Annotated in this window: 6 protein-coding genes and 2 pseudogenes; 3 read left to right on the forward strand and 5 right to left on the reverse strand. The window is 54.8% G+C overall.

What is annotated here, in order from left to right:
• The first annotated feature begins 433 nt into the window (after positions 1 to 433).
• The 3 genes from V5A26_RS10325 to V5A26_RS10335 all read left to right on the forward strand — a co-directional run bounded on the left by V5A26_RS10325 (position 434) and on the right by V5A26_RS10335 (position 8,632).
• On the forward strand, positions 434 to 3,622 hold the full coding sequence (locus V5A26_RS10325) for a PD-(D/E)XK nuclease family protein (protein ID WP_332322444.1): 3,189 nt from the start codon (positions 434 to 436) through the stop codon (positions 3,620 to 3,622).
• Positions 3,619 to 7,296 (forward strand): UvrD-helicase domain-containing protein, encoded by a 3,678-nt coding sequence (locus V5A26_RS10330; protein ID WP_332322445.1) that lies wholly within the window; start codon positions 3,619 to 3,621, stop codon positions 7,294 to 7,296. Before V5A26_RS10325 ends, V5A26_RS10330 begins: the two co-directional genes overlap by 4 nt.
• 100 nt (positions 7,297 to 7,396) lie before the next feature.
• A complete protein-coding gene (locus V5A26_RS10335; protein WP_332322446.1) occupies positions 7,397 to 8,632 on the forward strand; it encodes a hypothetical protein in 1,236 nt (411 codons plus the stop codon).
• Positions 8,633 to 9,281: 649 nt separating this feature from the next.
• On the opposite strand, the gene V5A26_RS10340 is transcribed toward V5A26_RS10335, so the two are convergent.
• The 5 genes and pseudogenes from V5A26_RS10340 to V5A26_RS10355 form a co-directional block, all read right to left on the reverse strand.
• The gene (locus V5A26_RS10340) at positions 9,282 to 9,638 is read right to left on the reverse strand and encodes a pyrimidine dimer DNA glycosylase/endonuclease V (protein ID WP_332322447.1); all 357 of its coding nucleotides are present in this window, start codon (positions 9,636 to 9,638) and stop codon (positions 9,282 to 9,284) included.
• Positions 9,639 to 9,893: 255 nt separating this feature from the next.
• Positions 9,894 to 10,037 (reverse strand): annotated as a pseudogene (locus V5A26_RS11430) (sensor histidine kinase); the annotation flags it as partial.
• A gap of 133 nt (positions 10,038 to 10,170) precedes the next feature.
• The gene (locus V5A26_RS10345; protein WP_332322448.1) at positions 10,171 to 10,557 is read right to left on the reverse strand and encodes a hypothetical protein; all 387 of its coding nucleotides are present in this window, start codon (positions 10,555 to 10,557) and stop codon (positions 10,171 to 10,173) included.
• A complete protein-coding gene (locus V5A26_RS10350; protein WP_332322449.1) occupies positions 10,550 to 10,771 on the reverse strand; it encodes a hypothetical protein in 222 nt (73 codons plus the stop codon). Before V5A26_RS10350 ends, V5A26_RS10345 begins: the two co-directional genes overlap by 8 nt.
• A 512-nt stretch (positions 10,772 to 11,283) precedes the next feature.
• Positions 11,284 to 11,753, reverse strand: a pseudogene (locus tag V5A26_RS10355) (Mur ligase family CapB protein); the annotation flags it as partial.

An 11,753-nucleotide genomic window follows, 5' to 3' on the forward strand; every position in this document is an offset into this window, starting at 1 on the left:
TGGTTCCGAACCAAGCTGCCGCGGGTTCAAATCCCGTCAGGCCCGTGAACCGCCGCCCGGCAGTGAGGCGTGTGAACGGCGGCGGGATTTGAATCCTGGAAGAGGAGCGACCAGCGGGAGCGAGTCTTCCTTCCGGTTCAAATCCCGTCAGGCCCGTGTTTTCCTGCGACCGAAGGGAGCAGAAAACCGGCAGCGGTGTTGAACCCGGGGAGACGAAGCGAACGAAGTGAGTGCACGTCTCCACTCGGTTCAAATTCTGTCAGATCCGCTCGCTAACGCTCGCTTCTCTGACAGCGTCCCACTCACACCGTTCGCGGGACTCCCGTCAGGCCCGCTTCTGCGACGAACGACGGTCTGATCTCACGTTCGGCCTTCGATTCGCGGGTGGGTGTGAGGAAACTATATGCGGATTCGGAGAGCAGGTCTTGGGAACGTGACGCTCGAGTTTATTTCTGGACCGGCATACGATGACCTGCAGCGGGAGGCTTTTGCGAAGGCAAACGCATCGGCTGGTAACCGGCCGGAGAGTGTGCTCTGGCTTGAAGCAAATGACCATCAGGCCGACAACATCACCGATGCCTGGGCAGCCGAATACGATCCATTACGCCTCCAGGTTGAGAGCCTGGACCGGGCAGTCGGCAACGCTTTCGAGTCGTTGACTGGTCCGCGAACCAGGCTTGCTGCTTTGACTCGCCGGCAGCTGCTTGATGAGGCCCTTCGGTCTCTGGACGACGATCTCCTGGGCGATGCCCACCGCCATCGGGATGAAATGCTTGAGCTCATCACCACTCTCGAAGGCGAGCGCAACGATTCCCCCGATCGAATCGAGAATTTGGTCGCAGATAGCGAGCTGTCGGATCGAGCCGGAAGCGTGCTGAAGCACGTTTATTCGGAGTTTCATGAACTCCGCGAACGGACGATGACGGACGAGGAGTTCACTCCGAGTGAAGCCTATCGAGCCCTGCGAACGACCGAGACATCGGTAAGAGAACTTCTTGGCGACCCTGATGTCGTCGTCCTGTCGGGCTACTACGAGCTCTCTGCAAATCAGCAGGCGTTGATCGAGCGATTAGCAGTCTCAATCGAAGTAATCGCTCTCTTGCCGCTGGTACATCATCCAACCGAAATTGCCGGTGCGGATGCAATGGCGGAGGAGGCGGTTGGGGTCTACGTTGACCTCGCCGATGTGATTTCATATTTGCCGACGGCTTCCGCGTCGTCGTTGACAGAGACCACAGAGCGACTTTACAAACCACCTAATGGACGCACCGAGCCAGATTCTGAAACATTGCGCTGGGTTGAGGCGCCGACGCCGGACCGCGAAGTGAGACAGGTGGCCAAATCTATCCAAAACCGACTCGGCAACCAGGAGACCACTCCTTCGGATATTCTCGTCGTTATTCCCGGGCTCATCTCCTACCGAGAGCATGTCGAGGATATTTTCGACGCACACGGAATCGAGCCGGTCACCTTTGCCAACAAACTACTGTATCAAACAGACGCTGGGGATGCGATGCTTAATCTCGTCGCCATCTGCAAAGATGAGCCTGGGGCAGCTATTTTGGCGCAGTTGGCGACGAATCCTGCTGTTTCGCTGGAAGGCGCAGATGAGTCCGCAGTTGCGGATTTGGCTCGGCGGCTCCCTGTAGATGACCACGAGCAGCTGTTGTCGGAACTCGATCCGGATTCCAGGACCGCTCTCGAGGAGTTATTGCGGAAGGCAAACCAGGTCAGTGAAGCAGCCGGCACAGATGTAATCCCAAATCTCCGCTCCCTGTTCGATCACGTGGATCTCGAAACAAATGTCGACAGTTTCGGGTCGGCCGACGATTTTGACGCCCGGATGGAGTCACGGGCCTATCGCCGTGTTAGCCGGATATTGGATGCGATTGCCCGGGTTGATCGATCGATCGGAATCGATGACGTCCTTGGACGTATCAGCGAAGAACTCGATCAGATCCGGGTCCCGCCACCTCGAACTCCATCAGGCGGTGGGGTGGAGGTCGTTGGGCCACGGGATGCGTTCATGCAGTCCTATGAGCATCTGTATCTCGTCGGGATGACCGCCCAAGACTTCCCGCCGAATCCGGAGCGGCCTCGGTTTTTCGAAACTCTCGAAGCTGGACTCAAAGGGATTGAGCCGGCATCGGACCGGGCGGTTGCTCGATACCAGTTCGCGACGATGCTATCCAGTTCCGAGAGTGTGTACATCACCACACCGGAGTCGTCAGTCACGGAGGAACCCATGCTGGAATCACCAGTGCTTGACGAGTTAAGTCGAGTGACTGGTATTGAGTCGGGAGACCACGAATTAGGGAATGGCTCTACAGAAGACGTTCAGCGAGCCATCAGTCAGCGAAGTTTTACACAAACTGCGCAGGAGGCTGTCGAGACAGCGATCGAAGCGGATGTATTCGATTCGGAAGTGGTCGATTGGATGCGACAGGGAGTCAGGACCGCAACGGATCGCGCGAATCCGGCCCGGTCTGAACATGACGGCCAGATTGCGTCCATTCTGGTGGCTAACCTTCACTCGGAAGCTGACCGAACCCCCTACAGCCCGACACAACTCACTCAGTTTGCTCGCTGTGGCTTCCAGTACTACATGGAGCGGGTGCTCGAGATCGAGGCGCCGGAGGAGTACAAACTGGAGCCAGACCCGCTAGATCTCGGCTCGCTCGTGCATGATATTCTCGAAGCCTTTTATTCGGAATTGCAGACAGAAACTGGAGATCTCGTTGATTTGTCCACGTACGATCGAGCCGACCTCGAACGCCGAATGCTGGAGGCTGGCGAACAGGAACTCGAGTCTCAGAATCTCTCGTTCGATGATGCGTTCTTTGACCGGTGGGTACAGGCGCTGTTCGCTGGATTAGCCACGCCCGGCGAAAACGAATACTATCACGTCGGAGACGAGGACATTCACGAATCCGCCCAGGGGTTACTTGTTCGGTTTCTCGATACGGAACTCCAGCGGGAAGAACAGCCGGGGTGGTTCGAGGTGTCGATGACGCTTTCCGATGACAGGGATGCGACCCTTGAATTGGGTCTCCCGGAAGGGCGCACAATCCAGATCGGCGGCCGTATCGACCGGGTGAGTATCGATCCAACTGCAGATCCACCTGAGGCAATCGTCCACGATTACAAAACCGGGACTCGATCACCTCGAATTACGGTCGACGGCGTCGAGTTTCAGTTGCCTCTGTATGCGATCGCCGCCAACAATCATTTCGAAAACGAAGAGGTCGTTACCCCGGTTGATGCGGCCTTCTACGTTGTGGACCCACCGACCGATGTCAAGCCCAAATGGACACTGCGCTACTACATGTCAAGATATGGCGGTGGGACGGACGAAGAGTACGCGTGGTTCCTCGATACCGTCACGCCTCAACGGGTCGAAAACATCGTTACAGCCATAGAGGGCGGAGCGTTCGAGCCGACAGTATTGGATGAAAAAACGGCAAACTGCCGGTACTGTGATTACGCCGATATCTGTGATGTTCGATATCACCAGCGGCACGCGGTCATCGAGGGCAGAGACCAGGATGTCAAACCGGGATACGTCCCTCGTGAGGCCAGATCCGATTCCCTTCTCGACGAATTGGGAGGTGAGGCTGAATGAGTGGGGATGGTGAGGAAGAGTGTCCGGAGGATCACGAGGCTTCGACTGGTGATTTCTGTCTCACCGAAGAGCAGGCGGCATCACTCGAGCGAGAGTATAACGTTGCGATCACTGCCGGAGCCGGGACTGGCAAAACAACAGTCCTGACCGAGCGGTATGTGTCGATTTTGGAAGCGGAACCTGATATTGGCCCGGAAGAGATCGTCACAATCACCTTCACAAACGATGCGGCAAACGAACTACAGGACCGTATCAGGAGCGCGGTCGAAGACCGATTGTCAAGTGCCAGCCAATCCGAGTACGAACGCTGGCGGACGGTCAAAGACGATCTCGTTGATGGGTATATCCATACGATCCACGGGTTCTGTTCACGCCTCCTTCGAGAGCACATCGTCGATGCGCCAGTGACGCCGGAATTCGAAGTCTACGACCAGACGGATGCGGCCGTTTTAGCCAGGGACGTAACTCGAGATACAATCAACGAGCAGCTTTCTCAGGACAATTCGGATGTACGTCGCTTGGCCAGACTCTGGAATCGCGATACGTTGGAGGATATACTGGCAAGCCTCATTCAACAGCGACCCACAAGCGATGAATGGGCGAGTAAATGGGTGGGAAAGACGCCGGAAACGTATCAGGAGTATATCTGGGAGTCCATTCATCCGATCAGTCCATCGTTTGCTGAGGGTGTTTTTGATCACGTCGGTGTCCGAGAGGCCTTTCAGACGATCCAGGAGCTTGAAGAAGACGGGGTCTTGGAGGATATCTCTGTGTCAGATGATGACGGCGCCGACACAATCGCGACGGTCATCCAACTCCTCGAGGAGTATCAGCCGCTGAGTAGTCAGTCGACCACCCGTCAGCGCCAACGGCTTCTCGACGAGTTGTGTGAATACTTGACGACAAACGCCGGAGAGCGTTATAGCCGTGCTTTCAACTACAGGGGCTCAGTAGGGCGCTGGGAAGATGCCGGTCGTGAATCCGAGCAACAGCGACTCGAATCCGCGATCGAGACACTTTTCGACGTAATTGACCCGGAATCCCTCGAATTCGGCGTAAACGCGGACCAGACAAGCGCCCATTACGTTCTCGCTCTTGTGCGAGTCTATGATGAGGTGCGCACGGAATACGAGAACGCCAAGGACCAACAGAATGCGCTTGACTACGATGATCTCGTGGAAACGACGATCGACTTTCTCCAGTCAACGCCCGAAATCCGACACCACCTCCGCGACCAATTTGCGTATGTGATGGTCGACGAAGTGCAGGATACCGACCCTCGACAGTGGGAGCTGGTGAAATTGCTGACGAGCGAAGATCCGGAAGAATTCGATGCGCAAAACGTGTTTCTGGTCGGTGATGAAAAACAGAGCATCTACCGGTTCCGTGGCGCGGACGTCACTTCGTTCGAAACGGCGAGAAAGGAATTGGCAGCTGCTAATCCGGATGACGCAACGACAAGTCGAGACCTCAGTGGGAATTTCCGGACCATCGAGGAGACGCTATCGTTCTGTAATGATCTGTTCGATGGCGATCGCCTGTTCGACGGTCTTGAGGCGGTATATAAGCCGTTTGAAGCTCGACCACAGGCCCTGTCGGCCAACCGGAAGGAAGGGATGGACGTTACTGGGCAGTGTGAATACCTCGCTGTTCCGGCCGAAGGTAAAGAAGAACTCCACGCCCAGGATTACCTGGAAACCACACCAGAGTTCACCGAAACTGGGGATCGGGAGGCATATGCGGTAGCTTCTCGCCTGACTCATCTCTTTGCCGACCCGCCACGGGTCTTCGACGAAGAAACCGAGGAAATCCGGGAAGCGATACCGGAAGACGTCACTATTCTGCTTCGGTCGAGAACGAGACTGAAGTCCTACGAGCGGGCGCTTGATGAGTTCGATATTCCGTATACTGTCGTGAGTGGGACGGGCTATTACGAGTCGCCAGAAATCCAAGCGCTGCTAAACTTGCTGCGGGTGCTGGAGAACCCGCGAGATGAAATTGCGTTGTATGGCGTCTTACGGTCACCTTTGTTCGGGTTTGCCGATAATGATCTTGCTCAGCTGAAACAGTCTGAAGAGAATCTCTGGGAAGCCTTGGGAGCCATCGGGACAAGGGCAGAAGCAGGTGATGAGCTGGCTGAAGCCTACGAATTGCTGCAACACTGGCGGCGCCTCGCAGGCGTCCATGCAGACGTTACAGCTGAAAGTGTGATACCCTGGGGAAGCCTCATTTCCCGAATTATTGACCAGACAGGATTTATGGCAAGCATTGCAGGAGACGAGCGACCACGGAAAGCGGTCGTCAATGTGAACCGATTCCGTGAGCAGGTCAGACGCTGGGAGGAAGCTGGAGTCAAAACGCTGGCCGAATTGCGGTCGAGACTGGAATTACGGCAGGATATCGAAACCCACGCTGACGAGGCTACGATTCCAGAAGACGTTGACGGGGTTCAGGTGCGGACAATTCATTCGGCCAAGGGGCTCGAATTCCCGATCGTCGTCGTGCCAGAACTCGGCACCGAGTTCAATTTCGGAACGGATATCGACGAGAATGGAACGGTTCTCTTTGACGAAATCGAGGGAGGCGCTGACGGCGGGACGGAACCGGTAATTGGCTTGAAATCACCCACACCCGAGGACGCCTTCGCCGATGAGCAAACCTTGGCCCGACGAGTCGTTCGAAGCCAGGTCCGCCAACATGAACGCGCCGAACTCAAGCGCCTTCTGTATGTTGCGGCCACGCGGACACGCGATCACCTCATTCTAAGCGGCATTACTGAATTCGAAAGTGGAGATGACGGATACGAGTTAGCCGACCCCCAAGACCCAGCGGAGGCAAATTGCTGGCGGGATTGGGTGCAACCAGCACTTTTGGATGAGAACACGCCGGAGGAGTTGTCCACTAACAATGCCGTCAAAAAGACTCTGGGCGGGTGTGAATACCATATTCGACGCCCTGTTCCATCAGTCGACACATGGCAACGGAGTCAGGCAACTACAGCCCCGTCGTTAGAACTCGATCTGCCGTCGCCCCCATCACAGACTCGGGAAAAAGTTCTAACGGCGACGGAATACGCGGGGTCGCTTACTGGTGGTCTAGAGGAGTACCTCGAGGGTGAAAGACACCCAGACCGATCTGAACAACCGGGGCTTTCGGCGACAACTCATGGGACAATCATTCACCGGATTGCGGAAACACGGCTGGAGGAATCACAGTGGACCCACTTCGCCGAGGATGTTGCTCGACGGAATGGGGAGGAGTTGACGAATCCTGATGTCGATCGGATCCAATCCCATGCCGATCATGTCATCAATTACCTCAATGACTACGAATCGAACCTTGAGATCAGCAGTATCCACGACGAACTGTCGGTCGCGGCTCGGTTTCCCGAGGGTCGGATCGTTGGCGACATCGACCATCTAATCGTCACCAGCGACACATTCCATGTGATCGATTACAAAACCAATGACACGACAGCCCGCTCAATCGAGGAGTTGGCAGAGAATTACTGGCCTCAAATGAATGCGTATGCGGCTGCCTTGGCACAAAGCGATCGAAACCGATCGGTAAAATTGGTTCTGTATTTTGTCGACAAAGGCGAGGAGAAGACGCGTTTTTACGGACCTGATCGACTGAAAGAGGTAGAAGCGGAAATAGCGGAAAACCTTCGTTAGGGTAAGTTCGATTGAATTGATCCGTTTCCGGTGGGCCAACTCGCTTTCCAGGTGAATCCGTGGCTCGATTTAAGGCATTTCCAACGAAAGTGGTTACGCAATGACCGCCACCCTCGCCGAACCGGCGGTTCTCGCGGCCGCGAAGGAGACGCTCTATCCCGGCCAGAATACAGCTTCAGAGCAGTATACCGTCACCGAAACCCAATTCACGCAGCGCACCTGGGGTGGGTGGGAAATACCAGCGGAAATCCGAGAGCGACTCAGTCCGTTCAACACAATCCACCTTGCAGGAGGTGAGCCAGATCTCCTGGGTATCGGCATGCCTGCTACCGAAGTCTTGAACGAGAACGCTGCGACCAACCCGGTGACCGTTATCGAAGCCAAAGGCCACAATTCAGATCCAAGCGAAGCAAACGTCGCTCGGGGAATTAACCAGGCCCATGGGCATTTAGCGGAAGTCAACCTCGGATTTGTCGCCGCCCCGATTGAGAGTGTGAATGATCGCGAACGCGCGCTTGCACGGGAGCTGAATGTCGGTATTATCGGTGTCGAATCGCCCCAAAAAGCCACGATCGTCGAACCAGCTCGTGTCACAGGGGCTGGCGACTTCTCGACCACTGTCGACGCAATCAGGTTTCAGGCCTCAACCCACCGGCTAACTGAGGGGAGTTTCCCAGTCAACCATCCGAAGAACTACCTCGGGTACGTCCTTTCCCTGGCGGCCAGTGGTGATACGGAAAAACTCTACTCGAAGTATGTGATAAATGCCGTTCGCCAGGGCCGTCACGGTGCAATATTGCTGAATCTCGTGGACGATACACCTCGTGGTGAAGATCTTACGTATCTCGGTGAGGAAGTGGCACGATTCGCCAGAGAGCAACATGGGAGTCTCGAAAAGGCACTCGAACAGTTCAACAGCTGGACTGGCCGATCGACAAGATTCACTGAACTAGCCCCTCGCTGGGCGCAGATTGCCAGAGGCGTGGCTATCCGATATCGGCCGACACAATTGGTTGTCGATGCGCTGGAGAAGCTGCATCAGGGCGGAATCAAAACGGCCTCCATAGCGCAGGTAGCGAAAACTGCAGCTGATATCAATCCGCCACTAACCGTCGAAGTGTTTTTCTCACGAAATCGTCGTGAGGAGGTACTCACACCTGGGGGTGAGATCGACGAGTCAATGCTGGACGATCCGGCGGTATACAAATCCGGAGTCCACTTCCAGTACAAGGCCCAGTTGTACCATGTCGGGCTTATCACCAGTGGTGGGACTGACGACAAACTCGGAGTGCTTTCAGACGAGTGGAAATTGGAGCAACCAGTCTATAGTCGTTGATCGACACACGCACTTTCAGCGTCATCGTCGAACTTATCTTCAGTATATAAGTCACCAAATTTTGACCGATTCGATCTTCGCGACCTGAACCTTCTGTGAAAGAAACGCGCCCTGTATCTTGCACGGCCTACGAGGACCTGCCTGAGAGCTGTCAAAACGCAGGGGTTGAATCCATGGGGTGATTGACTTCCTCCAAGACCTGAAGGACGTGGAAATCAACCATGGGATTTCCGCCAGGCTTGTCGTTCAAGGTTCCAACCCGCACTCAGGGGGAATCGGGAACATCCCGGCGAAACTCTCGTTTTCTCCCCTGGTTAGGGCTGTGGCCCGCTCAATGAAGTCGTTCGAAAGGCGCTGACAGCCTTTCGTGATGACGAGAGAACTTTGCTCTCTCGAACCACCCCCTCGGATTCCGTGTCATCGCCGGGAGAACCACCACTGGTTCACTGCTCCTCGTGGTTTAGGGCCGGCATCTCACCGAATCCGTAGCATATCATGGTATGTGGGGCCACAGCAAACCGTCTGTGGTGGGCAATCTGCTGGGACCCAACGGTGCCTGCCCGAACGGGCCTACCGCTCGACCTCTGTCTGAAGACGGAGGTATGCGCTCGTCTCTCTATCATTTCAGCAATCCCGGGCGACTGACGAATCAGCTGTTAGTAGAGTCCGTTTCTGTGGTTTCGATTCGGTTTTGGCAATCCTCACACCGGTTTTGAAGGTCCGTGCGGTTGCGTTCCGGGTTGATGCTGCCCAACTCGTGGGTATCTTCGTAGTTCATTGGCGAGTCGTGGGTCATTCCCCTGCGTTCGAGTTCGTCCGCCAGGTCATCGTGTCGGGCCTGGAGCTTCGATGTATCGAGTTGCTGTCGCTCGGCATGCCCACGGACGATCGCCTCACCATGTGGATGGTTCCGAAGCGTCCCGACCGCCTGGTGCATTTCGGTGTGTTCGCCAAGCAGATGCTGGTCACAGAGCAGCTGTGGATCGATTCCCCACATCCGCGTCATTCGTACATCGCCTCTCTACCGTTGCAGACGAATCTCATGCGTTAATCTCCCCGGTTTGCGACATACGCGTCCAGAGTTCAGCACGAGTTTATTAATTGTACCCTCTCGTTTCGCTGGTCTATCTTCTTTCTGTATTAACCGATTCGACAACCATGATCTAAACAATTACCTGTGCATGGTATGTGCGTTGTATTAATCATGATCACTGGGCACTACCAGTCCACTATCTAAAATGGTCTGCAAGACTCAGAGCCTCTATTCAGCAGTGAACTCAACGCCAGCAATCTCGAATCGGGCGCCACCGTCAGAGCCATCAGTCACGTGAACGAACCAGCCGTGGGCGGGTGCCACCTTTTCGACGATGCTCAGCCCCAATCCAGTTCCCTTCCCAGCAGTGGATTTCAGCCAAGGAGAGTGCTTACCCAATCCAAGAATTTTGTGACAAATTCTTGGTCTGGCTGACCCGATTTGTGCTGAAGTTGATAGAGAAGTGTCGGTGGTTTCTTGAGACTATAAGTCGTTATTTTGTTTGTTATCCGAGCAGGTCCTGGATTACTCGAACCCCGCTTTCAAGCTCTCTACCGACAGCAGCGACAAGGCCAAAGGCCCGAACCTGAGCCGGGCTCATTCCCAACCATCGAGACAGCGGACCGGCAGGTGCGTCTGGACCAATCGCGAAGACTGTCCGACCCCGAGCCCGAATTTCGATGGTGAGATCAGTCTTGGTCAACAGCACGAATATCTCTTCGATTCTTGTTCTGGAAAGGCCACGCTTCGCTCTGGAAAGGGCCCGGAGCGAGGGAAAGTCGACGAACACCCGATCGCCGGTTGATCGTACGTCCACCTGGGCTTTTCCAATCGTCAAGTCGAGGTCCGTCTTCACCGTCAGCGGCCCGCTTGGCTTCGGCGTTTCAGTCACGCTCGCGAGTCGTGATACTGACAGTTCCGTCGAGTTGCCAGGGAGTGTGTTCTGCGTCTTCACCGACTTTACTGGGAACTTGGATCTCCATGTCCTCGAACTCGTAAACGATCGCTGCCTCGCGGCCTGTTAGCCTCTCATAAAGCCCCATTGCCAGGTCAGACCATTCGGTTGGCTCCTCAATTTGTTCCTCTTCGGCGTTTGTTTCGGACATAATCACTTTCCAGTATGGTATGTAGCTATAAGACTCCTTGGGCACCCAACAATTTCACAATCTCAACCTGAAATTCGGTCGTCTTCTCGTTCCAGAAATTCTGCAGTCAATTCAGCTAAATCCGGCTCATCATCTACGTGAAGTATCGAAATTTCGTTTCCCTGGTTCATTATGCAGTCAAAGGTTGTTCCACTGCAAAATAGTCAGTGGGGTAAATGGACCAGGGGAATCAACGCAATATCTGCTGAGTGGAGTAAAGCAACCAAACAAGTCGGATTGTATTTGCAAGATAAGCGCTTTCTATGCAGCAATAGCGAAATGAACTGCTACGTTTCTGTCAGTGCTGGTGTGACCAACTAAAAGAGTGTTTACAGCACACCATTATGACCGGCACTCGATTCAGAAACGTTTCAGCCGAATCGCAAAACAGTGTATCCAGCACACTATTATGACCGGCACAATCCGTTCAGTCAATAAGAGGCAACTCAGCTGCTGAGAAGGGTAATAGAGTTCTATTTCGGTTTGATAGATTTGTTGGCTTCCTGTTCTTGAGCGCGTACAACCTCCGCAAACTCCCGCATAAACTCATCGACGGTGTTTCCCATGGTGACGACAGGCTCACCCTCTGCGAGAAGATCGTTCAGCACAGTCTCGGCGTCGCTTCCCTTGTCGTGTCGGGTGACCGGGAGCTCGGTATTCTCAGCGAAGGCACGCGTGTTGGCTCCACCAACATGGGCGCTATCAATGTGGCCCTGATCGTAGAGAATATCGACATACTCTGCGAACGAGGCGGTTCGACCCCGCCGATCTCGCCGGAGATAGACGAACGGCAGTATTTGTTCATCAGAAACGAGCGCCTGGCGCACCATCTCCGTACTCTCGACATCGTTCACCTGTGCCGCGTTGAATATACGACCGTTCGGAAGTCGAGTCCACTCCGGTTGAATCGCGTCTAAAAACGCGTCGAGTTCGCCCTCGGGGA

This window comes from Halodesulfurarchaeum sp. (genome assembly GCF_036626455.1).
Lineage (GTDB): Archaea > Halobacteriota > Halobacteria > Halobacteriales > Halobacteriaceae > Halodesulfurarchaeum.

Bases quoted from the DNA above. Each gene is read 5' to 3' on its own strand.
- V5A26_RS10330 (WP_332322445.1), top strand. From the start codon at position 3,619: ATGAGTGGGGATGGTGAGGAAGAGTGTCCGGAGGATCACGAGGCTTCG.
- V5A26_RS10335 (WP_332322446.1), top strand. From the start codon at position 7,397: ATGACCGCCACCCTCGCCGAACCGGCGGTTCTCGCGGCCGCGAAGGAG.
- V5A26_RS10340 (WP_332322447.1), bottom strand. From the start codon at position 9,638: ATGACGCGGATGTGGGGAATCGATCCACAGCTGCTCTGTGACCAGCAT.
- V5A26_RS10350 (WP_332322449.1), bottom strand. From the start codon at position 10,771: ATGTCCGAAACAAACGCCGAAGAGGAACAAATTGAGGAGCCAACCGAA.